The 20,930-nt window shown below is 73.1% G+C and carries 21 protein-coding genes and 1 pseudogene; 7 read left to right on the forward strand and 15 right to left on the reverse strand.

Translation table 11 applies throughout. The features are described 5' to 3' along the window. Window positions 1-52: 52 nt before the first annotated feature. From ABZ899_RS14900 to ABZ899_RS14925, 6 genes are all read right to left on the reverse strand, one after another. A complete protein-coding gene (locus ABZ899_RS14900) occupies window positions 53-655 on the reverse strand; it encodes a SigE family RNA polymerase sigma factor (protein ID WP_086866933.1) in 603 nt (200 codons plus the stop codon). 478 nt (window positions 656-1,133) lie between these two features. Then, window positions 1,134-2,198, reverse strand: a complete 1,065-nt coding sequence (locus ABZ899_RS14905) for an aspartate-semialdehyde dehydrogenase (RefSeq protein WP_361345543.1) — start codon at window positions 2,196-2,198, stop codon at window positions 1,134-1,136. Then, window positions 2,198-3,475: an aspartate kinase gene (locus tag ABZ899_RS14910; RefSeq protein WP_062673681.1), complete on the reverse strand. Its 1,278-nt coding sequence runs from the start codon at window positions 3,473-3,475 to the stop codon at window positions 2,198-2,200. The genes ABZ899_RS14905 and ABZ899_RS14910 overlap by 1 nt, the downstream gene beginning before the upstream one ends. Window positions 3,476-3,663: 188 nt before the next feature. Further along, complete coding sequence (locus ABZ899_RS14915) at window positions 3,664-4,326, reverse strand: DUF5063 domain-containing protein (protein ID WP_361345545.1); 663 nt, start codon at window positions 4,324-4,326, stop codon at window positions 3,664-3,666. Continuing rightward, window positions 4,319-4,918, reverse strand: a complete 600-nt coding sequence (gene recR / locus ABZ899_RS14920) for a recombination mediator RecR (RefSeq protein WP_009309432.1) — start codon at window positions 4,916-4,918, stop codon at window positions 4,319-4,321. The genes ABZ899_RS14915 and recR overlap by 8 nt, the downstream gene beginning before the upstream one ends. Window positions 4,919-5,006: 88 nt before the next feature. Next, a complete protein-coding gene (locus ABZ899_RS14925; protein WP_361345547.1) occupies window positions 5,007-5,348 on the reverse strand; it encodes a YbaB/EbfC family nucleoid-associated protein in 342 nt (113 codons plus the stop codon). A 292-nt stretch (window positions 5,349-5,640) separates the two neighbouring features. Between ABZ899_RS14925 and ABZ899_RS14930 the strand changes: the two genes are divergently transcribed. Beyond that, window positions 5,641-6,393 carry an SLATT domain-containing protein gene (locus tag ABZ899_RS14930; RefSeq protein ID WP_361345549.1) on the forward strand — a complete coding sequence of 251 codons (753 nt, stop codon included), beginning with the start codon at window positions 5,641-5,643 and terminating at the stop codon, window positions 6,391-6,393. A 4-nt stretch (window positions 6,394-6,397) separates the two neighbouring features. Here ABZ899_RS14930 and ABZ899_RS14935 read toward each other — a convergent pair whose 3' ends face one another. The 3 genes from ABZ899_RS14935 to ABZ899_RS14945 form a co-directional block, all read right to left on the reverse strand. Continuing rightward, window positions 6,398-8,524: a protein kinase gene (locus ABZ899_RS14935; protein ID WP_361345551.1), complete on the reverse strand. Its 2,127-nt coding sequence runs from the start codon at window positions 8,522-8,524 to the stop codon at window positions 6,398-6,400. 77 nt (window positions 8,525-8,601) lie between these two features. After that, on the reverse strand, window positions 8,602-9,060 hold the full coding sequence (locus ABZ899_RS14940; RefSeq protein WP_361345553.1) for a MarR family transcriptional regulator: 459 nt from the start codon (window positions 9,058-9,060) through the stop codon (window positions 8,602-8,604). Continuing rightward, complete coding sequence (locus tag ABZ899_RS14945) at window positions 9,057-9,680, reverse strand: type 1 glutamine amidotransferase family protein (protein ID WP_361345555.1); 624 nt, start codon at window positions 9,678-9,680, stop codon at window positions 9,057-9,059. The genes ABZ899_RS14940 and ABZ899_RS14945 overlap by 4 nt, the downstream gene beginning before the upstream one ends. Before the next feature lie 175 nt (window positions 9,681-9,855). On the opposite strand from ABZ899_RS14945, the gene ABZ899_RS14950 reads away from it, so the two are divergent. From ABZ899_RS14950 to ABZ899_RS14965, 4 genes are all read left to right on the forward strand, one after another. After that, window positions 9,856-11,211: an aspartate aminotransferase family protein gene (locus tag ABZ899_RS14950; RefSeq protein ID WP_361345557.1), complete on the forward strand. Its 1,356-nt coding sequence runs from the start codon at window positions 9,856-9,858 to the stop codon at window positions 11,209-11,211. Between the two features lie 144 nt (window positions 11,212-11,355). Continuing rightward, entirely contained in the window at window positions 11,356-12,057 is a 702-nt protein-coding gene (locus tag ABZ899_RS14955) for a GntR family transcriptional regulator (RefSeq protein ID WP_361345794.1), read from the forward strand. After that, window positions 12,054-12,437 (forward strand): glycosyltransferase, encoded by a 384-nt coding sequence (locus tag ABZ899_RS14960; protein WP_361345559.1) that lies wholly within the window; start codon window positions 12,054-12,056, stop codon window positions 12,435-12,437. The genes ABZ899_RS14955 and ABZ899_RS14960 overlap by 4 nt, the downstream gene beginning before the upstream one ends. A 67-nt stretch (window positions 12,438-12,504) precedes the next feature. Next, on the forward strand, window positions 12,505-13,155 hold the full coding sequence (locus ABZ899_RS14965; protein ID WP_108707958.1) for a hypothetical protein: 651 nt from the start codon (window positions 12,505-12,507) through the stop codon (window positions 13,153-13,155). 146 nt (window positions 13,156-13,301) lie between these two features. Here ABZ899_RS14965 and ABZ899_RS14970 read toward each other — a convergent pair whose 3' ends face one another. Continuing rightward, a complete protein-coding gene (locus ABZ899_RS14970) occupies window positions 13,302-14,585 on the reverse strand; it encodes an adenylosuccinate synthase (protein ID WP_361345561.1) in 1,284 nt (427 codons plus the stop codon). 186 nt (window positions 14,586-14,771) lie between these two features. On the opposite strand from ABZ899_RS14970, the gene ABZ899_RS14975 reads away from it, so the two are divergent. Next, on the forward strand, window positions 14,772-15,629 hold the full coding sequence (locus tag ABZ899_RS14975; RefSeq protein ID WP_361345563.1) for a diacylglycerol kinase family protein: 858 nt from the start codon (window positions 14,772-14,774) through the stop codon (window positions 15,627-15,629). Between the two features lie 158 nt (window positions 15,630-15,787). After that, window positions 15,788-15,985: pseudogene (locus ABZ899_RS14980) on the forward strand (ABC transporter permease); the annotation flags it as partial. Between the two features lie 36 nt (window positions 15,986-16,021). Here ABZ899_RS14980 and ABZ899_RS14985 read toward each other — a convergent pair. From ABZ899_RS14985 to ABZ899_RS15005, 5 genes are all read right to left on the reverse strand, one after another. Next, complete coding sequence (locus ABZ899_RS14985; RefSeq protein ID WP_361345565.1) at window positions 16,022-17,242, reverse strand: cytochrome P450; 1,221 nt, start codon at window positions 17,240-17,242, stop codon at window positions 16,022-16,024. A gap of 72 nt (window positions 17,243-17,314) precedes the next feature. Further along, window positions 17,315-17,749 (reverse strand): VOC family protein, encoded by a 435-nt coding sequence (locus ABZ899_RS14990; protein WP_361345567.1) that lies wholly within the window; start codon window positions 17,747-17,749, stop codon window positions 17,315-17,317. A gap of 31 nt (window positions 17,750-17,780) precedes the next feature. Next, on the reverse strand, window positions 17,781-18,446 hold the full coding sequence (locus ABZ899_RS14995; protein ID WP_062673638.1) for a response regulator transcription factor: 666 nt from the start codon (window positions 18,444-18,446) through the stop codon (window positions 17,781-17,783). After that, entirely contained in the window at window positions 18,443-19,777 is a 1,335-nt protein-coding gene (locus ABZ899_RS15000) for a histidine kinase (protein ID WP_361345796.1), read from the reverse strand. Before ABZ899_RS15000 ends, ABZ899_RS14995 begins: the two co-directional genes overlap by 4 nt. Window positions 19,778-19,932: 155 nt before the next feature. Continuing rightward, on the reverse strand, window positions 19,933-20,802 hold the full coding sequence (locus ABZ899_RS15005) for an alpha/beta hydrolase (RefSeq protein WP_361345569.1): 870 nt from the start codon (window positions 20,800-20,802) through the stop codon (window positions 19,933-19,935). Window positions 20,803-20,930 lie beyond the last annotated feature (128 nt).

Genomic DNA, 20,930 nt, shown 5'->3' on the forward strand with positions numbered 1-20,930 from the left:
TGCTTCGGCTGATGCTCGTCCGGCCGCCCGGACGGCCCGCTATGGTCCCCGCTCATGCCGGCGCCTCCATCGCGACCCGCAGCGCCGCGATGCCGCGCGAGCCGTACGCCTTCACCGAGCCCAGCGAGATGCCCAGCGTCTCGGCGACCTGCGCCTCCGTCATGTCCGCGAAGTACCGCAGGACCAGCACCTCGCGCTGGCGGCGCTGCAGGCCCTTCATCGCCTTGATGAGGGAGTCGCGTTCGAGCTGGTCGTACGCCCCCTCCTCCGCGCTCGCCATGTCGGGCATCGGCTTCGACAGCAGCTTCAGGCCGAGTATGCGGCGGCGCAGGGCGGAGCGGGACAGGTTGACGACGGTCTGGCGCAGGTACGCGAGCGTCTTCTCCGGGTCACGGACGCGTTTGCGCGCGGAGTGGACCCGGATGAACGCCTCCTGGACGACGTCCTCGCAGGAGGCCGTGTCGTCGAGGAGGAGCGCCGCGAGGCCCAGCAGCGAGCGGTAGTGCGCCCGGTAGGTCTCCGTGAGGTGGTCGACGGTCGTCCCGGCCGCCGCGGCGCTCTCCGCCTCGGAACCGTCACGCTGACTGGGGATGCGGGTCGGCCGCGCTGCGGGCATGGGCGCGATCACCGGCATGCCGCCGGGCGCACCGGGCATGCGGGGTCGGACGGGACGGCGGGGCGGCCGTAGGGCCGTACCGCGGGTCGCCGCGCTGAAGTCGAGAACCTCTGCCACGTCAGTTGGACACGCGTCCCCCCAGGAGGGTTGTACGTGCCGGACGTCACTTTTGCGTCAGTCCCCGCCACCGGCCCTCGCGTGCCAGGCAGCACGACCGACCGTGCGTCAAACGCCCACATGCCTACCCGCTCTTCCCTTGTGCCTCATCTGTGAACGGGCGTCCCCACGCCTGCTCAGTGGCGTCCCCACGCCGGAAAGACGCGTCTCCGCGCCCTTGAAGGGCGACCGCAAAGACGCTCCCCGCCCTGCAAGCGGTTGCAGGCGCGGGGAGGAAAATCTTCTGCCGCCGCAACAGTCCTGATCAAGGGGCCAGGACCATCGATCGGCTCACACTCTTCCCGCAGATCCTACAAACGTAGGGGCCGGATCTCGGAAGGTTTTTCCGGCCACCGGGGCCTCAGGAGAGTTCCGCCGCCACGAGTTCGGCGATCTGCGCGGTGTTGAGCGCGGCCCCCTTGCGGAGGTTGTCGCCGCACACGAAGAACTCCAGCGCCGTCGGGTCGTCGAGGGCGCGGCGGACCCGGCCCACCCAGGTCGGGTCGGTGCCCACGATGTCGGCGGGGGTGGGGAACTCGCCCGCCTCAGGGTCGTCGTACAGCACGACCCCGGGCGCGGTGGCCAGGATCTCGCGGGCCTTGGCGACCGTGACCTCGCCCTCGAAGCAGGCGTGCACGGTCAGCGAGTGCCCGGTGAGCACGGGGACGCGGACGCACGTCACCGCGACCGGCAGCTGGGGCAGGCCGAGGATCTTGCGGGACTCGTCCCGCACCTTCATCTCCTCCGACGACCAGCCGTCCTCACGCGGCGAACCGGCCCACGGCACGACGTTCAGCGCCACCGGCTCCGGGAACGGCCCGGTGTCGTCGCCGACGGCCCGTCGTACGTCACCGGGGGTGGTCCCCAGCTCGGTGCCGGCGACCAGGGAAAGCTGCCGGCGCAGGGTGTCGACGCCGGCCCGGCCGGCCCCGCTCACCGCCTGGTAGGAGGACGCGACGAGGGAACGCAGCCCGAACTCGGCGTGCAGCGCGCCGAGGGCCACGATCATGGAGAGGGTCGTGCAGTTGGGGTTGGAGACGATCCCGCGCGGCCGCATCCGCACCGCGTGCGGATTGACCTCCGGCACCACCAGGGGCACCTCCGGGTCCATCCGGAAGGCGCCCGAGTTGTCCACCACCACCGCGCCCGCGGCGGCGGCGACCGGCGCCCAGCGGGCGGCCACGTCGTCGGGTACGTCGAACATGGCGACGTCGACCCCGGCGAGGGCCTCCTCGGTGAGCGCCACCACCTCGACCTCCTCCCCGCGCACGGCCAGCTTGCGGCCGGCCGAGCGCGGGGAGGCGATCAGACGGATCTCTCCCCAGATGTCCGCGCGCTGGGACAGGATCTGGAGCATGACCGAGCCGACGGCCCCGGTCGCCCCCACGACCGCGAGCGTCGGGCGACGGGATCCCGAGGGGGCCATCAGCGCCCGGTGCCTCCGTACACGACCGCCTCGTCGCTGTCGGAGTCCAGGCCGAAGGCGGAGTGCACGGCCCGCACGGCCTCGTTGACGTCGTCGGCGCGGGTGACGACCGAGATGCGGATCTCGGAGGTGGAGATCAGCTCGATGTTCACGCCCGCGTCGGACAGCGCCTTGAAAAAGTCGGCCGTGACGCCCGGGTTGGTCTTCATACCGGCGCCGACCAGGGAGATCTTGCCGATCTGGTCGTCGTAGCGCAGGGAGTCGAAGCCGATGCGCGACCGGCTCTTCTCCAGCGCGTCGATGGCCTTGCGGCCCTCGGACTTCGGCAGCGTGAAGGAGATGTCCGTCAGGCCCGTGGAGGCGGCGGAGACGTTCTGCACGATCATGTCGATGTTGATCTCGGCGTCGGAGATCGCACGGAAGATCGCGGCGGCCTCGCCCGGCTTGTCCGGCACGCCGACGACCGTGACCTTGGCCTCGGACGTGTCGTGCGCGACTCCCGAGATGATGGCCTGCTCCACCTGCTTGTCCCCTCGCTGAATCGGCTCGCTGCTGACCCACGTGCCCTGGAGCCCGCTGAAGCTGGACCGGACGTGGATCGGGATGTTGTATCGGCGGGCGTACTCCACACAGCGGTGGAGCAGCACCTTCGAGCCGGACGCCGCCAGCTCCAGCATGTCCTCGAAGGAGATCCAGTCGATCTTCTTCGCCTTCTTGACCACGCGCGGGTCGGCGGTGAACACGCCGTCGACGTCGGTGTAGATCTCGCACACCTCGGCGTCGAGCGCGGCGGCCAGCGCGACGGCCGTGGTGTCGGAGCCGCCGCGGCCCAGCGTGGTGATGTCCTTGCTGTCCTGGCTCACGCCCTGGAAGCCGGCGACGATCGCGATGTTGCCCTCGTCCACCGACGTCCGGATACGGCCGGGGGTGACGTCGATGATCCGGGCCTTGTTGTGGACCGAGTCGGTGATGACACCTGCCTGGCTGCCCGTGAACGACTGGGCGGAGTGGCCCAGGTTTTTGATCGCCATGGCCAGCAGGGCCATGGAGATCCGCTCTCCGGCGGTCAGCAGCATGTCGAGCTCGCGCCCGGCAGGCATCGGGGATACCTGCTCGGCGAGATCGATCAGCTCGTCCGTCGTGTCGCCCATCGCGGAAACCACGGCGACCACCTGGTGGCCGTTCTTCTTGGCTTCCACGATCCGCTTGGCGACGCGCTTGATGCCCTCGGCATCGGCTACGGAGGAGCCTCCGTACTTCTGCACGACAAGGCCCACGTGCGCTCCTCGCTCAGTCCGTGTGTGTCGGCTCAGTTTACCGAGCGCCCGAAAACGACCATCAGGTTCCCAGATGGTGAGATTCGGCGCTCCGGCATGGTCCCTGCCCGGTCGGCCACGGGGCACTCCGAAAGTGGGGGAGGTCACTGCGGGTCGAACACCGGGACCGGAGCGCCCGCCGGACACCCCTAGGGCGCCGAGTGCAGGCCGAGCCGGCCGCCGATCTCCCGCTGCATGACCCGGCCGGCCTCGAACTCCAGGGTCTCGTCGCCCATCACACCCTGGTCGGTGTCCAGGCCGTCCAGCTCCTCCAGCGGCTGGTCCAGCCGGATGTGGGCGAGGACGGAGTGCAGCGCGCGCAGGGTCGCCGACGCCGTGGAGCCCCAGTTGGAGAAGTAGGAGAACTGCCACCACCACAGGGCTTCGGCGGTGCGGCCGGCGCGGTAGTGGGCCATGCCGTGGCGCAGGTCGGCGATGACGTCGGCGAGATCGTCGGAGATCCGGGCCGGGACCGGGGCCTTGCGGGGCTCGTAGGGGTCGAAGACCTCGGAGTAGATGTCCACGGGCTCCAGCAGGCGGGCCAGGTTCTCGCGGAGTTCGTCCACGTCCTGCTCGGGGCCCAGGTCGGGCTCGTAGCGCTCGTCGGGGACGATGTCCTCGTGGGCGCCGAGACGCCCGCCCGCCAGCAGCAGCTGGGAGACCTCCAGCAGCAGGAAGGGCACCGTCGAGCCCGGCTCGTCGCCCTTCGCGACCTCCGTCACCGCGACCAGGAAGCTCTCGATCTGGTCCGCGATCTGGACCGCGAAGTCGTCCGGGTTCGGCTCGGTCGCGTGCAGCGTGGCGTCAGACATCTAGGAGTCGTCTCCCCTCGAAGGCGCGGCCGAGGGTGACCTCGTCCGCGTATTCCAGGTCCCCACCCACCGGGAGGCCGCTGGCCAGGCGGGTGACCTTCAGGCCCATGGGCTTGATCATGCGCGCGAGATAGGTGGCCGTGGCCTCGCCCTCGAGATTCGGGTCCGTGGCCAGGATCAGCTCGGTGACCGTCCCGTCGGCCAGGCGCGCGAGGAGTTCCCGTATCCGCAGGTCGTCCGGGCCGACGCCCTCGATGGGGCTGATCGCGCCGCCCAGCACGTGGTACCGGCCGCGGAACTCGCGGGTCCGCTCGATCGCCACGACGTCCTTCGGCTCCTCGACCACACAGATGACGGAGGGGTCGCGGCGGGTGTCGCGGCAGATGTTGCACAGCTCCTCCTGCGCGATGTTCCCGCAGGTCGCGCAGAAGCGGACCTTCGCCTTGACCTCCATGAGGGCCTGCGCGAGGCGCCGCACGTCCGTCGGTTCCGCCTGGAGGATGTGGAAGGCGATCCGCTGCGCGCTCTTGGGACCGACGCCGGGCAACCGCCCCAGCTCGTCGATGAGGTCCTGGACCACGCCTTCGTACAACGGACTGCCGTCCTTCCTGAGTTCCTACGGTACGTACGGTAGTTGGCGCGGCCCCGCCTGAGGAAGGCGGCGGGTGACGCGCCCTGGATCAGAAGGGCAGACCCGGGATGCCTCCGCCGCCCAGCCCCTGGGCCAGCGGGCCCAGCTTCTGCTGCTGGAGGGTCTGCGCGTTCTCGTTGGCGGCCTGGACGGCGGCGACGACCAGGTCGGCCAGGGTCTCGGTGTCCTCCGGGTCGACCGCCTTCGGATCGATCTTCAGCGCCCTGAGTTCACCGGAGCCGGTCACCGTGGCCCGCACCAGGCCACCGCCCGCCTGGCCCTCGACCTCGGTCCGCGCCAGTTCCTCCTGGGCCCGCTGAAGATCCTGCTGCATCTTCTGCGCCTGCTGGAGCAACTGCTGCATGTTGGGCTGGCCACCACCGGGGATCACGTCGAGCTCCTCGCGTCTGTACGGCTTTCCCGTTCAGCACGAGCCTACGTGCTCCGGGCGGCCGTCGCCCCGGCACTCTTTCGAGTGAGAGGAACTCGGGGGAACTGGATTCCTATACCTGATCAAGACCCACTTCCGGGCGGAAAAGACGCGAAAGACATCTCTTCGCCACCCATTGGGCGGTAGGAAGGGTCCGGCGCGTCAGCCTCAGGTGTCGCGTGACGTTCCGTGCGCCACGGGGGTCGTACCCGGCGCGCACGTCCCACGCACCGTGATCAGTAGGGAGTGCCGGGTGGGTCAGCCGGAGATGCAGCCCGAGAGGTCGCCGCAGGACGGGTGGGGCGGCGAGGGGGCGGCCGGACTTCGGCCGGGCGATCTGACCGGGCGGGCCTTCCCGCTCGGGGACTGGGGGGAGCCCGCGGTGCGGTTGCACGAGCTGTACCGGTGGGTGGAGCACCGGGCGCTGGAGACCGCCGCGTGGTATCTCGCGGACCGGGTGTGGACGCGGCGGGGGGCCAGGGCGCTGCGCGGCGGAGCGGCGGCGGGTGCGGTCGCCGGGGCGGCGCTGCCGCTGCTCGATCTGACGGGCGTCGCGGGCGGGGCGGCGCGCTGGGGGTACCTGGCGCTGCTGCTGTCCGTGGCCTGTGTCGCGGCCGACCGCTTCTTCGGGGTGACGTCCGGCTGGATAAGGGACGTGGCCACGGCCCAAGCCGTGCAACGGCGGCTGCAGGCGCTCCAGTTCGACTGGGCGACGGAGAACGTGCGCGAGGTCCTGGGCCCGGCGGAGGGCACGGCGGGCGAGGCCGCCGAGCGGTGCCTGGGGGTGCTGCGGCGGTTCTCGGAGGACCTGAACGAACTGGTGCGGGCGGAGACGGCGGACTGGATGGTGGAGTTCCGCACCGGCTCGGCGCCCCTGGGCATCCAGTCGGCGCTGTCCGGCGGCTCCCGGCAGGACGCCGGGGCGGGTGCGAGCCGCTTCCCGGTCCCCCCGGCGAACGGCGCGCGCCCGAACATGCCCCGTCAGCGGCCGCCCGAGCCCCGCTGAGGGCTCACTGCCTGGTGTAGGTCAGCTTCTCCCCGCTGCCCACGGTCACCCGCTCCAGCCTGCCGTCGGGCAGCAGCCGGATCTGCGTGGCCTTGCCCGGGGAGCAGGTGGGGGGCGCGCCGGCGGTCACTGTGGACGGGCCGATCGGCAGCGTGCCGTCCGCGTTGGGTGCGGCGGCCAGCTCCGCGGTGAACTCGCAGTGGTAGGTGCCGCTCCCGGCGGGCCCGTCGGCGACGAGGCCGAGGACGGTGTCGCCGACCTCGCCCTGCCGGATGGTCAGCCGGCGGCTGCTCGCGCCGTCGGCGGAGGCGATCGAGGCCGTCCAGGTGCCCAGCATCTCGGCGGGGACGGCGCCGTCGTCCGCCGAGCCGCTCGGGGACGGCGTCGGGGAGGCGGTCGTCGGGTCGCCGGCCGGGTCCTTCGTGACGCCGGCGGTGGTGGGCGCGGGGGTCGGCCGGCCGCCGCCCTCCTCCTCGTGACCGCCGCTCATCAGCGCGTAGACCGAGCCGCCCGCGGCGAGCGCCACGACCAGGGCCACGATCACCAGCACCACGGTGGACCGGCCGCCGCGGCCCCCGCGCTCGGGCGGTGCGGGCTGGTACGGCGACGCCGGGTCGTACGCGGTGGGGCCGTACGGCGAGCCCGGGCCGTACGGCGGGGTGGCGCCGTGCGCGGGCGCCTGACCGTGGGGGGCCTGCTGGTACGGCGGGGTCGGGCCGGCCGGCGGATAGCCGTACGCGTGCTGCTGCGGATGCTGCTGCGGGACGCCGTAGCCGGGGTGGGCCGGGGCGCCACCGGGCGCGGAGGCGTCACCGAAGGGCCCCGCCGGGCGGCCGGGCGGGCCGGGCGGCGGGGTGGTGCCGCCCGGCCGCGCGGTGACGGTGGGCAGCTGGTGCACCGGCGTCCCCGGGGCGGCGGGGGCGTGCTCCGGCGAGGCGGCGGGCGCCGGGGCGGCGGGGGCGGGCGGGGACGCGGGGGCCGGACCGGAGGCCGCGGGTGCGGTGGGACCGGCAGGACCCGCGGCCGCCGGACCGGCAGGTCCGGACGCGGCGGGACCGGGCGCCGCGGGTGCGGCCGGGACCGGGCCCGGTGCCGCCGCCGGGGCGGCCTTCGCCTTGCCGGGTCCGGGGGCGGGCGGCACCGGCGCCGCGGCCTCGCCGGGCCGCTCGCCGCCCGGTCCCGGGGACGCGGGGGCGGCGGGGCCGGGCGGGACCGGGTCCTCCGCGTCCAGCAGCCGTACCGCGTGCCGGCCGAGCTGGGCGACCAGGGCGCTCGGCAGCCACGGGTCGCGGGAGCGGCCCCCGGAGACGGTGTCCTCGGCGCCCGTCCGCTCCAGGATCGCGTCCAGGGAGGGACGGGCCTCCGGCTTCTTGCGCAGACAGTCGCGGACCAGTTCGGCGATGCCCTCGGGCACCCCCTCCAGGTCGGGCTCGTCCTGGGCGATCCGGAACATCACGGCGTGCGCCCCGCTCTCGACGGAGCCGAAGGGCAGCCGGCCGGTGGCGGCGTAGGCGAGCACCGAGCCCAGGCAGAACACGTCGCACGCCGGGGTGATCCGGTCGCCCCGCACCTGCTCGGGCGCCATGAAGCCGGGCGACCCGATGAGCGAGCCGGTGCGCGTGAGGCCGGTCTCGTCGACCGTCTCCAGGGCCCGGGCTATCCCGAAGTCGATGACGCGGGGTCCGTCGATGGTGACCAGGACGTTCGAGGGCTTGAGGTCGCGGTGCACGATGCCGGCGGCGTGGATGTCCTTCAGGGCGTGTGCGAGTCCCGCCGTCAGGATCCGCACCGACCGCTCGGGCAGCGCCCCGTGGTCGTGGCCGACGACCTGCTGCAGGCTCGGCCCGGCCACGTACCCGGTGGCGACCCAGGGGACCTCGGCCTCGGTGTCCGCGTCGAGCACGGGCGCGGTCCAGAACCCGCCGACCTGCCGGGCGGCCCGCACCTCCTGCCGGAACCGGGCCCGGAACTCGTCCTGCGCGGCCAGCTCGCGCCGGACCAGCTTCACGGCGACGGTGCGCCCGCGGTCGGACCGGGCGAGGTACACGTCCCCCATGCCGCCCGCACCGAGCCGCGCGAGCAGCCGATACGCCCCGATCTGCGGCGGATCCCCCGGCCCCAGCTTCTCCATCGCACGCCCCCAACAGCCCCCGCCTATGCGTCGGCCCCACGATAGTGCGGCGTTCCGAGAGGTGAGCGGGCCGGGCTCTACGGTTCGGTAACAGGAAGCCCGGTCCGCTCCAGCGCGGCCGACAGGCGTTCCAGCAGGCGGACGGCCTCGGCGAGCTCCTGCTCCCCCATGGCCTCGGCCAGCCGGTCCGCGAAGGCCGCGTGGCCGGGGTCGATACGGGAGACCGCCGCGCGCCCGGCATCGGTCGGCGCGAGGAGCTTGGCGCGCCGGTGCGCCGGGTTGGGCCGGTACTCGGCGAGACCCTTGTCGACCAGCAGGTCGGCGACGCGCTGCACGCTCTGCCGGGTGATGCCCATGGCGCGGGCCACCCCGGCGACCGGCAGAGGCTCGCGGAGCACCGCCCCGAGCACCTGCCACCACGACGCCGTCAGCCCGGCGGGCCGGGCCAGTTCCTCGGCGACGGCGAGGAACTGCCCGTTGAGCCGGAAGACGCCGAGCGCGCCCCGGCTGAGCAGATCCTGATGGGCCCGGCTCACAGCACGCCGGCCTTCGCCAGGACGGCGTGGGCTCCGGCGTCGGAGTCGTGGAAGAGCCGGTACCAGGCGTGGACGGTCTCGTCGTCGTAGACGTGGAGCAGGCGCAGGATCTCCCGTGCGAAGGCGACGGGTTCGGTGGGTCCGGCGGTGACGAGCGCGCCGTCGGTGACGGCGTCGGCGTCGACGTACCGGTCGCCGCCGCCGTATCCGGTGGCCGCCAGGTAGAAGGAGACGGCGCTGGTGTGGTCGCGGTCGTCGAGCAGGCCCTCGCGGGCCAGTCCGGCCGTCGCCCCGCAGATCGCGGCCACCGGCACGCCCGCGTCCAGGAAGGCGCGGGCCGTGCGGGCGAAGGGCGCGAGGTCGTCGCCGGCGTCCCACAGGTCGGCGCCCGGGAGGATCAGCAGGGCGGCGTCGGACGGCCGGACGTCGGCCAGGGCCAGGTCGGGCTGGACGCGCAGGCCGCCGATGCTGGTGACGGGCGCGCGGGTGGGGCCGACGGTACGGACCGGGTGGCCGGCCCGGGCCAGCTGGGCGGTGGCGTGACCGGTCTCCCAGTCGGCGAGGGTGTCGTAGACGGCGAGGTACACGGGCTTGCGGGTGGTGCCGGCGCTGCTGCTCATGACTCCTCCTCGAGACGGTGCGACCGACCGTCGAACATGACAGTATCCTGTCTTTTCGACAGCACTCTGTCAACATCTCCCGCCCCCACCCGTCGACAACCTGTCGCTAAAACCCCCGGACCGCAGACAGGACGCCGATACCGCGTCCGGCCCGTCGCTGCCTACGCTCAGGCGCATGACCCCTCAGCCCCATCCCCAGGCCGGCGCCGCCGTGAAGGCCGCGGACCGTGCGCACGTGTTCCACTCCTGGTCCGCGCAGGAGCTCATCGACCCGCTCGCCGTCGCCGGTGCGGAGGGGTCGTACTTCTGGGACTACGACGGCAGGCGCTACCTGGACTTCACCAGCGGGCTCGTCTACACCAACGTCGGCTACCAGCACCCGAGGGTCGTCGCCGCGATCCAGGAGCAGGCCGCGCGGATGACGACGTTCGCGCCCGCCTTCGCGATCGAGGCGCGCTCGGAGGCCGCCCGGCTCATCGCCGAGCGCACGCCCGGCGACCTGAACAAGATCTTCTTCACCAACGGCGGCGCGGACGCCGTGGAGCACGCCACGCGCATGGCCCGGCTGCACACGGGCCGCCCGAAGGTGCTGTCGGCGTACCGCTCGTACCACGGCGGCACCCAGCAGGCCGTGAACCTCACCGGCGACCCGCGCCGCTGGCCGTCCGACAGCGGCACCGCGGGCGTCGTGCACTTCTGGGCGCCCTACCTCTACCGCTCCCGCTTCTACGCCGAGACCGAGGAGCAGGAGTGCGCGCGGGCGCTGGAGCACCTGGAGACCACGATCGCCTTCGAGGGCCCCGGCACCATCGCCGCGGTCATCCTCGAGACGATCCCCGGCACGGCCGGGATCATGGTCCCGCCGGCCGGCTACCTCGCGGGGGTCCGGGAGATCTGCGACAAGTACGGGATCGTCTTCGTCCTGGACGAGGTCATGGCCGGGTTCGGGCGCACCGGTGAGTGGTTCGCCGCGGACCTGTTCGGCGTCGTACCCGACCTGATGACCTTCGCCAAGGGCGTGAACTCCGGGTATGTGCCCCTCGGCGGTGTCGCCATCTCCGAGGAGATCGCGCAGACCTTCGCGCGGCGCCCCTACCCCGGCGGTCTCACCTACTCGGGCCACCCGCTGGCCTGCGCGGCCGCCGTCGCCACGCTCCAGGTGATGGCCGAGGAGGGCGTCGTCGAGAACGCCGCGCGGCTCGGCCGTACGGTCGTCGGCCCGGCCCTCGCCGAGCTGGCCGAACGGCACCCGAGCGTCGGCGAGGTGCGCGGCGTCGGCATGTTCTGGGCCGTCGAGCTGGTCCGCGACAAGGAGACCCGCGAGCCGCTCGTGCCGTACAACGCGGCCGGTGAGGCGAACGCGCCGATGGCGGCCTTCGCCGCCGCCGCGAAGGAGCACGGCCTCTGGCCCTTCGTGAACATGAACCGCACCCACGTCGTGCCGCCCTGCAACGTCACGGAGGCCGAGCTGAAGGAGGGACTCGCCGCCCTGGACGCCGCTCTGGGCGTGGCGGACGAGTACACGGAATAACCCCCGGGCGACGGCGGCACGGAAGGTGCCGTCACGAAAACTCCCGCGGAAGCCGAGCGCGTAAGGTGGCGTGCTCGTAGACATGTACGTGCACTCGGACACGTGCACGCCCACCTCATCGCGACGACGGGAGACGCCCTGACCATGGCCGGGATCGGCGGCACCGGCTCCGTGACGCGGAGCACCCTGCGGCAGCAGCTCGCGGACGCCCTGCGGGACGAGGTGCTGGCCGGCCGGCTCCAGGCGGGACGGGAGTTCACCGTGAAGGAGATCGCCGAGCAGTACGGCGTCTCCGCCACCCCCGTCCGCGAGGCCCTGGTCGACCTCTCCGCGCAGGGACTGCTGGAGGCCGACCAGCACCGCGGTTTCCGGGTGCACGAGTACTCCGTCGACGACCACCGCGGCATCGTCGAGGCCCGCGCCCTGGTCATCGAGGGCATGTTCCAGGTCCTGGACCGCGACATGACGGGCCGCCGCGATCCGGACGACCCCCGCGTGGCCGCCGCCGTCGCGGGGGTGCGCCGCCGCGCCGAGGAGGCGCAGCGGGCCGCCACCGCCGGCGACCTCACCGTGCTCGTCGGCTACGACCTTCGGTTCTGGCGGGAACTGGGCGCCCTGTTCGGCAACCCGTACCTCGCCGACTTCCTGCACCGGCTGCGGGTGCAGGCCTGGGTCTGCACGGTTCAGCACCTGCGCCGGCTGCACGATCTGCGCGGGCATCTGTGGGCCCGTCACATCGAGTTGACCGACGCCCTGGCCCACCGGGACCTGGCCACGGCCCGCGCCGTCGTCGCCGACCACGACCGGGACGCACTCGCCCTGATCGAGCGGCTGGCGGCCGGATGAGCGATGAGCGGGCCCCGCCGGAACCGTCCACCGACGACCGGCGGCCCGGCTCCGGCGTGCCCGCCCTGTCCGTGGTCGTCCCCGCCTACGACGAACGGGACCGTCTCGCCCGCACCCTCGACACCGTCCCCGGGCACCTCGACGCCCCCGGCTCCCCGTGGGACGGCCGGGAGATCGTCGTCGTGGACGACGGGTCCACCGCTGCTTCAATGCCCCTACGGTGGGGAGCGCGTCGGCGTCCACGGCGCCGAGCCGGCCGGAGTACTCGTCCGACGCGCTGCGGGAGACCGTGCGCCAACTCGTGGACGCCCCGGGCAGGTGGGTCGACGGAGTATGGGTATGGGACCTGCACGGGCCGGGACGCCCGTGAGCGGTACTGATTATCCTTCCCTGACCACCGTGCTACGTCTTTGCCACATCGTGCGACCGTTGTGTGAGGAGCCCCTTTTGGCCTGTGACCTGTGGCTGGTACCGCTCGTCGACGTGTTGTGCCACACCCCCGACAATCCGTTCGCCGAGGAACTCGCGCAATACAACAAGGTGCTCGCCGAGGCCGGGCTTCCGCCGGTGCCGGTGTACCAGTACATGCCGGGCCTGTCCGGCGACGTCGCCCCGGTCGCCGGTTTCGACTACGACGCGCTGCACTTCCTGCGCCGGGCCTATCTGCTCCAGGTGTGCGGGCTGCCCGTGACACCGGTCGACGAACTCGGCGGCGACTACGAGCAGTTGCTGGAGATGTTCGAGTCGACGGCCCAGCAGTCCCATCTGGTCTGGCACTACGACCACGCGGGCGCCTACGTCCCTGTCGACTTCCCGCACCCGCTCGCCGACGACGACCTCCTCGCGGGCGGCGGCCCGCTGGGCTCCTCGCAGTCGCTGCTGCGCGAACTCGAGGCGGTGGCGCAGGTCATCGGCATCGACCCGGCCAACCCGCCCGCGGCGCCCCAGCCCCCGCTCGCGCCGACGGCCCTGGAGGAGCCGGCGGTCCCGGCGCCCTACGACCCGAGCCCCTTCGCCCGCGAACGGCACGTGTGGCTGGGCCTGCACGCGGCGGCGACGCGGAGCCTGGCCCAGGGCTCGATGATCGTCTTCAGCTGAGGGGTGCTCTCAGGGCGGAATCGGGAGGGCACCCGCCGGGGCACCCACGGGGGACGCCCGGCGGAGTCCGGCCCGCCGCCCCAGTGAGCGGCTGAACGCGCGAGCGCCCGGCCGGGATCGCCGGCCGGGCGCTCACCTGTGTGGTCCTACAGGAACGAGTTGATCTCGATCGTCTCGTCCCGGCCCGGGCCCACGCCGATCGCGGAGATCGGGGCGCCGGACATCTCCTCCAGCGCCTTGACGTACGCCTGCGCGTTCTTCGGCAGGTCGGAGAAGGTCTTCGCCTTCGAGATGTCCTCGGACCAGCCGGGCAGCATCTCGTAGACCGGCTTCGCGTGGTGGAAGTCCGACTGGGAGTACGGCAGTTCCTCCACCCGGCGGCCGTCGATCTCGTAGGCCACGCAGACCGGGATCTGCTCCCAGCCGGTGAGGACGTCGAGCTTGGTCAGGAAGAAGTCGGTCAGGCCGTTGACCCGGGTCGCGTAGCGGGCGATCACCGCGTCGAACCAGCCGCAGCGCCGGTCACGGCCGGTGGTGACGCCCCGCTCGCCGCCGATCCGGCGCAGCGCCTCGCCGTCCTCGTCGAACAGCTCGGTCGGGAACGGGCCGGCGCCGACGCGGGTCGTGTACGCCTTCAGGATGCCGATCACCCGGCTGATCTTGGTGGGGCCCACGCCGGCGCCGGTGCAGGCGCCGCCCGCGGTCGGGTTGCTGGACGTCACGAAGGGGTACGTGCCGTGGTCGATGTCCAGCAGGGTGCCCTGGCCGCCCTCGAACAGGACGACCTTGCCGTCCTCCAGCGCCTGGTTGAGCAGCAGGACGGTGTCGGCCACGAACGGCCGCAGCTTCTCCGCGTAGCCCAGCAGCTCCTCGACGACCTGGTCGACGGCGATCGCGCGCCGGTTGTAGAGCTTGGTGAGGATCTGGTTCTTGACGTCGAGGGCCGCCTCGACCTTCTGGGTCAGGATCGACTCGTCGTACAGGTCCTGGACGCGGATGCCGACGCGGTTGATCTTGTCGGCGTAGGTCGGGCCGATGCCGCGCCCGGTGGTGCCGATCTTCCGCTTGCCGAGGAAGCGCTCCGTCACCTTGTCGACGGTGACGTTGTACGGCGTGATGACGTGTGCGTTACCACTGATCAGGAGCTTGGACGTGTCGACGCCTCGCTCGTTCAGACCGCTCAGCTCGGAGAGCAGGACCGACGGGTCGACGACGACGCCGTTGCCGATGACCGGGGTGCACCCCGGGGACAGGATTCCGGAAGGGAGCAGGTGGAGGGCGTACTTCTGATCACCCACGACTACCGTGTGGCCGGCGTTGTTGCCGCCCTGGTAGCGCACCACATAGTCGACGGATCCGCCTAGCAGGTCCGTCGCCTTTCCCTTGCCTTCGTCACCCCACTGAGCACCGAGCAGCACAAGTGCGGGCACGCGCGTACACCCCTTCCGGGCGGGGCATGTCCAAGGTCAGGGGTGTACGCCGCACCTGTGCGGGTGGTACACCGGCGGCCTTCGTCGGCCGCAGACCGTCGGACCGGATGCCCCGGAATAGACGAAGCCCCTGGCGCAATAGCGCAAGGGGCTCTTGCACAAAGATGCTACCCGAGGAAGCGAGGCATGGCCGAGGTGGCGACTTTCGCGAGGTCCGATCAGCTGCTGGTGGTGATCGATCCGGTTGCTCGCAGGACGGACGGGGAGTCCGTGCGGATCGCGAAAGACGTGCTCAGCGCGGGTGCGACGACCAAGGTGTGCCTGCCGGAGGACCCGGACGAGTTCGCCCGGGCCCTGGCTCGGCGCGGTACGCGCCGGCCGGTCGTGATCGGTGACGACGGCGCCCTGCTGCGCGCGGTGTCGCTGCTGCACCGTCAGCGGCAGCTGGCCGAATGCGTGCTGTCGATGGTGCCGGTCGGCGGCGCGCTGTCGCTGGCCGCGTCCCTCGGAGTGCCGTTGGGCGCGGTGGCGGCGGCCCGCGCGGCGCTGGACGGCGCGGAGCGGCGGCTGGACCTGCTGGTCGACGACAGCGACGGCGTGGTCCTGGGCGGGCTGCGGATACCGCCGGTGCACGATCCGGCGGACCCGGTGGGGGCCGCCGCCGTGGGCCCGGGTCCCGCGCGGCCGTGGCTGCGCACCTGCCAGTCGCTCGTGCGGACGCTGGTGCCGGCGCGCGGCACCCCGGGGGCTGCCGCCGGGCCGTCCCGGCTGCGTATCGAGGTCGACGGGAGCACGCTGGTGGACCTGGACGAGCCGGTGGACGCGGTGTCGGTGACGCCGGGCGCCTCGGGGGTCGCCGCGGTCGAGGTGCACCGTGTGTCGGTGGGCGCGGCCGCGGTGCCGCTGCGGGCCGAGGGCCGTACGGTCACCGTGTCGGGCGCGCACTTCCGCTACCGGGCGGACGCGTCGGTGTCGGGCCCGGTGGGCCGCCGCACCTGGACGGTGGGCGAGGGCGCGTTGCGGCTGGTCCTGCCGGGGCACTGAGCCGGGCGCCGGCCCGCTCAGCGGCCGAAGGTCTTCGCCCGGTGCTCGCGCCACCGCTCCATGACGGCGGCGAGCTCTCCTTCCAGGTACTCGAAGAAGGCGAGCGTCCCGGCGAGCCGCCGGCCGCCGGGCGTGCTCGCGCCGAGGCTGTCGACGCCCTGCTGTACGGGGTGCTCCCGCGAGCGGCGACGGCGGCGTGGGGCGTCGCCGGCGCGGTGCTCCTGATCGGCTGGGTCGGCCCCGCCCTGGACGTACCGCGGACGGTCCTGGACCTCCCCCCGTACGGCCACCTGCCCCAGCTGCCGGGCGGGACGATGGAGTGGGGGCCGGTCCTCACCCTCCTCGCCCTGGCCGCCCTTCCGCCACAACGCGGGCACCGGCCCACCGGGAGATCAGCCCACCTCGACCTGCAGGCCCTCCAGGCCCCGGATCACGAAGTTCGGCTTGCGCCGGGGGTCCGAGGCCGGCCGCAGGGCGGGGGCCTGTTCCAGCAGGGCCGTCATCGACGCCGCCAGTTCGATACGGGCCAGCGGGGCGCCGATGCAGTAGTGGATACCCGCGCTGAAGGAGATGTGCGGGTTCTCCGTGCGGGTCAGGTCCAGGCGCTCCGGGTCGGCGAAGACGTCCGGATCGTGGTTGGCGGAGCCGAAGAGCATCGCGATCTCCGCGCCGCGCGGGATCGTGGTGCCGTCGATCTCGATGTCGTCCAGCACCCAGCGCTCGAAGAGCTGGAGCGGGGTGTCGTAGCGCATCAGCTCCTCGATCGCGGACGGGATCAGCGCGTGGTCGGCACGCAGGGCCGCGAGCTGGCCGGGGTTGCGGAACAGCGCCCACCAGCCGTTGACCGTGGCGTTCACCGTGGCCTCGTGCCCGGCGTTGAGCAGCAGGACCGCCGTCGAGATCATCTCCTGCTCGGTGAGTCGATCGCCCTCGTCGTGCGCCGCGATCAGCCCGGAGATCAGGTCCTCGCCCGGTTCCTTGCGGCGGGCCGCGATCAGCTCCCGCAGATAGTCGGAGAACTCCTCCGAGGCGCGGACCGCCTTCGCGGCCGTCTCCTGCGCCGGGTTCAGCTCGTACATCCCGCAGATGTCCGCCGACCAGGGGCGCAGCGGCCCGCGGTCGGCCTCCGGGATGCCGAGCATCTCCGCGATCACGGCGACCGGCAGCGGCTCGGCGACCTCCTTCAGCAGGTCGCCGCCGCCCCGCGCGACCAGCCCGGCCACCAGCTCCCCCGCGAGGTCGCGCACGTACGGCCGCAGCCGCTCGACCGTGCGCGGGGTGAACGCCTTCGACACCAGACGCCGGATACGGGTGTGGTCCGGCGGCTCCAGGTCGAGCATGCCGTGGTCGTTGAGGGTGTGGAACGGCTCGTGCTCCGGCGGCGGCGCGCTGCGCCCGAACTCCTCGTGCGTGAACCGGTGCTGGTACGTCCGGCCCAGCCGGCGGTCGCGCAGCAGCGCCGAGACGTCGGCGTGGTGCGGCACCAGCCACTGGTTCGTGGGCTCGAACCAGTGCACCCGGCCCCGGGCTCGCAGTTCGGCGTAGGCGGGGTACGGGTCGGCGAGGAACGCCGGGTCCCAGGGGTCGAAACCGAGGTCGGAAGGAGCTGCCATGAACGGACGGTAGACCGCCGTCCCCCCTTCTGACCAGGGCTCCAGGGGGACACCTCGGAGGGGGACACCCCCCTACGCCGCGCCGAAGTCCGGGAGCGTGACCGTGCCGTCGTCGGCCAGCGGGAAGGACGGGTTGTGCGCGACCTCCCAGGGGTGCCCGTCGGGGTCGGTGAAGGCCCCGGAGTAGAAGCCGACGACGTTGACGGCGGCCGGCTTGGTGACCGCCCCGCCCGCGTCCGGGACGGCCGCGAGGAGGGCGTCGACCTCGGCCCGCGAGCGGACGTTGTGCGCGAGGACGACGCCGCCGAACCCGCCGGGCTCCCCCGGCTCCAGCCCGCAGTCCCGCGCCAGCTTCTCCCGGCTCCACAGCACCAGCCCGAGGCCGCCCGCCTGGAAGAAGACGGTCTCCTCGACCTCCTGCCCCCGCCACCCCAGCGCCGCGTAGAAGGACTTCGCGCGGGCGAGGTCGGAGACTCCCAGCGTGATCAGGGTGACGCGCTGTTCCATGGGGTCACCGTAGCCCCGCGGGACGCCGGCCTCAGCCCGGTGTGACCAGCCGGGCCTCGTACGCGAACACCGCCGCCTGCGTACGGTCGCGCAGCCCGAGCTTGACCAGGATGCGGCTGACGTGGGTCTTGATCGTGGACTCGGCGACCACGAGCCGCTCGGCGATCTCGGAGTTCGACAGGCCCTGCGCGATCAGCACCAGCACCTCCGTCTCCCGCTCGGTCAGCTCCCCGTACGCCGCGTGCGCGGACGACATCGCGCGCGGGGCGTCCGACAGCTTGGAGAACTCGGTGATCAGCCGGCGGGTGACCGACGGGGCGAGCAGCGCCTCCCCGGCGGCCACCACACGCACCCCGTCGGCGAGCTGGCGCGCGGAGGCGTCCTTCAGCAGGAAACCGGAGGCCCCGGCCCGCAGCGCCTGGTACACGTACTCGTCGAGGTCGAAGGTGGTCAGCACCAGCACCTTCGCCGCCCCGTCCGCGGCGACGATCTCGCGGGTCGCCTCGATGCCGTTCAGCTCGGGCATGCGGATGTCCATCAGCACGACGTCCGGGGCCAGCTCGCGAACCCGCTCCACCGCCTCGCGGCCGTTGACGGCCTCTCCGACGACCTCGATGTCCGGCATCGCGTTCAGCAGGACCGAGAAGCCCTCGCGGACCATCATCTGGTCGTCGGCGATCAGTACCCGGATGGTCATGCGCTGTCCTCCGCGGCCGCCTCGACGGGCAGGAACACCGCCACCTCGTAGCCGCCGTCGTCCGTCGCGGCGGCCGTCATCCGCCCGTTGAGCATGGAGACCCGCTCCCGCATGCCGGTGATGCCGTGCCCGGCGCCCGGCGAGGGTTTCACCAGGGCCGGCGCGGGCGGCGGGCCGTTGACTATGCGCAGGCCGAGCCCGCCGAGGACATAGCCGACCTCGACCCCGGCGCTCGCTCCGGGCGCGTGCCGCAGGCTGTTGCTCAGCGCCTCCTGCACGATCCGGTACGCGGACAGCTCCACGCCGGGCGGCAGCTCGCGGACCGCGCCGGTCACCGTCTTGTGCACGTCGAGCCCCGCCTCCCGCACATTGGCGAGCAGGGCGTCCAGGTCCGCGAGGGTGGGCTGCGGGGCGTCCGGGGCCTCGTAGTCCTCGGCGCGGACGACACCCAGGATGCGGCGCAGCTCGGTGAGGGCGGCGACCGCGTTCTCCCGGATCGTGGCGAAGGCGCGCTCCAGCTCCTCGGGCGGGTTCTCCACCCGGTAGGGCGCGGCCTCGGCCTGGATGGCGACCACCGACATGTGGTGGGCGACCACATCGTGCAGCTCGCGGGCGATGGTGGTGCGCTCCTCCAGCAGGGTGCGCCGGGACCGCTCCTGCGCGGTGACCGTCTGCTGGGCGGTCACCTCCTGCTGCGCGGCCTGGCGGACGTGCCGCAGACACACCACGAGCAGGGCGAACGCGGACGTCACCAGCATCGGGGCGCCGTTGGAGTAGTAGTACGACCCGCCGACCACGCCGTCCGAGAGGACGACGTACACGGCGGTGACGGCCCACATCCAGACGGCGGTGCGGGGCCGGGTGCGCAGCGCCACCACCACCAGCACCGTGAGGTGGCAGACGAACGCGCCGGGCATCCACGGCCATTCCGACCCGCCGCCGTTGAGGACCGCGGTCACCGGCGTCACCGCGAGGGACAGCCAGAACGCGCCGACGGGCCGGGACAGCGTGGTGACGACGGGGAGCGCGCACAGCAGACCGGCCAGCAGGGCCCTGCCGTCGCCGCCGGGCTCGCCGCCGGACAGGGCGCCGATCAGCAGGGTGAACAGCGCGATCCCCGCGACCACGGCGTGCGGGAGGCGTTCGGCGGCGGTGCGCATCCGGGCGGGCAGCCGGCGCAGGAACAGGCCGTCGGTCCGCCGGGGCGGCAGCGGGCGGTAGGCGAACGGGTCGTGGAACAGGTCCTCGCGCAGTCCCTGCAGGGCGTTGCGGGCCAGCCGGTACTCCGGGCTGCGCTGCTTGCCCGCGTCCCCCGGCGGCGGGGGCGGCATCTGGGTCGTCTCGGTCACGTACAGCACCGTAGGGGCAGTGCGGGGAGCCGGTCGTCCCCATGGAGGCGGGTTCTGCCGCGTACATCTCAGGTACTACGGGGAGCACCGCAGGTCGCGAGGGGTACGGCCGGGGCGGCGGGCCACGGCCCGCCCGCTCACCACGCCAGCTGGGCGATCTCCTCGGCCACGACCGCGCAGGCGTCCGCCGACGGGTCGATCAGCGGGAAGTGCCCGACGTCCTCCAGCAGGGTCAGCCCGGCCACCTCGCCCGCCTTCGCCGCCGCGTCCGCGTACGCCTCGGCGACGGCCTGCGGGACCACGATGTCGGTACGGCCCTGGACCAGCGTCGTCGCGATACCGGTGGGCAGCAGCAGCGCCGGGTCGGCGTACGGCTGCCGTTCGGCGAACTCCGGTCCGCCGCCGAGGAGCTGGCGTACCGCGCCGCCGCAGACGTCCAGCTTGTCGGCGACGGAGAGGTCGGCGATCGGCGCGAGGGCCACCACTCCGCGCAGCGGCGGCGGCCCGTCGGTGCGCCAGGCGGAGTCCGCGGGCAGGACGTGCCGGGCGGCCGCCCACAGGGCAAGGTGCCCCCCGGCGGAGTGCCCGGCGAGCACCGTCCGGCGCGGGTCGGCCTGCGGCAGCGCCTCCCGGGCCAGCGCGGGCAGCGCGTCCAGCGCGGCGGCGACGTCGTCGAAGGTGTCCGGCCAGCGCCCGGCGTCCGTCCCGTCCCCTTCGGCGCCCCGCCGGTACTCCACGTTCGCCACGGCGAACCCGCGCCGGGCGAGGAAGCCGGCGAACGGGGTGAGGTGCCGCCGGTCGTACGGGGCCCGCCAGGCGCCGCCGTGCAGCAGGACGACCAGCGGTGCCGGTCCGGCGGGCACGTCGGTGCCGCGCGGCGCGTAGAAGTCGACGATCTGGTCGGGGTGGGCGCCGTAGGAGGCGGTGGCGTCGGGATCGACGGGCGGGTGCGAGAAGGCCGACTCCTCCTCGGCGGCGTCCCGGGCTGCGGCGACGTCGTCCGGCATGCTCCAACCTCTCAGCGACGAAACGGATTTGGACGGAAGCGGGGGTGGCGGACCAGGGGGCACCTCGGCCGTTGGCGGGGACGGTATCAGGCGGATGACGTGCGCGAACACACGCATGTCACGCACGG

This window comes from Streptomyces sp. NPDC046859 (genome assembly GCF_040645135.1).
Taxonomy (GTDB): Bacteria; Actinomycetota; Actinomycetes; order Streptomycetales; family Streptomycetaceae; genus Streptomyces.

Bases quoted from the DNA above. Each gene is read 5' to 3' on its own strand.
- ABZ899_RS14905 (WP_361345543.1), bottom strand. From the start codon at position 2,198: ATGGCCCCCTCGGGATCCCGTCGCCCGACGCTCGCGGTCGTGGGGGCG.
- ABZ899_RS15005 (WP_361345569.1), bottom strand. From the start codon at position 20,802: ATGCCGGACGACGTCGCCGCAGCCCGGGACGCCGCCGAGGAGGAGTCG.
- ABZ899_RS14995 (WP_062673638.1), bottom strand. From the start codon at position 18,446: ATGACCATCCGGGTACTGATCGCCGACGACCAGATGATGGTCCGCGAG.
- ABZ899_RS14915 (WP_361345545.1), bottom strand. From the start codon at position 4,326: ATGTCTGACGCCACGCTGCACGCGACCGAGCCGAACCCGGACGACTTC.
- ABZ899_RS14955 (WP_361345794.1), top strand. From the start codon at position 11,356: ATGGCCGGGATCGGCGGCACCGGCTCCGTGACGCGGAGCACCCTGCGG.
- ABZ899_RS14960 (WP_361345559.1), top strand. From the start codon at position 12,054: ATGAGCGATGAGCGGGCCCCGCCGGAACCGTCCACCGACGACCGGCGG.
- ABZ899_RS14950 (WP_361345557.1), top strand. From the start codon at position 9,856: ATGACCCCTCAGCCCCATCCCCAGGCCGGCGCCGCCGTGAAGGCCGCG.
- ABZ899_RS14945 (WP_361345555.1), bottom strand. From the start codon at position 9,680: ATGAGCAGCAGCGCCGGCACCACCCGCAAGCCCGTGTACCTCGCCGTC.
- ABZ899_RS15000 (WP_361345796.1), bottom strand. From the start codon at position 19,777: ATGCCGCCCCCGCCGCCGGGGGACGCGGGCAAGCAGCGCAGCCCGGAG.
- ABZ899_RS14975 (WP_361345563.1), top strand. From the start codon at position 14,772: ATGGCCGAGGTGGCGACTTTCGCGAGGTCCGATCAGCTGCTGGTGGTG.
- ABZ899_RS14935 (WP_361345551.1), bottom strand. From the start codon at position 8,524: ATGGAGAAGCTGGGGCCGGGGGATCCGCCGCAGATCGGGGCGTATCGG.
- ABZ899_RS14985 (WP_361345565.1), bottom strand. From the start codon at position 17,242: ATGGCAGCTCCTTCCGACCTCGGTTTCGACCCCTGGGACCCGGCGTTC.
- ABZ899_RS14900 (WP_086866933.1), bottom strand. From the start codon at position 655: ATGCCCGGTGCGCCCGGCGGCATGCCGGTGATCGCGCCCATGCCCGCA.
- ABZ899_RS14990 (WP_361345567.1), bottom strand. From the start codon at position 17,749: ATGGAACAGCGCGTCACCCTGATCACGCTGGGAGTCTCCGACCTCGCC.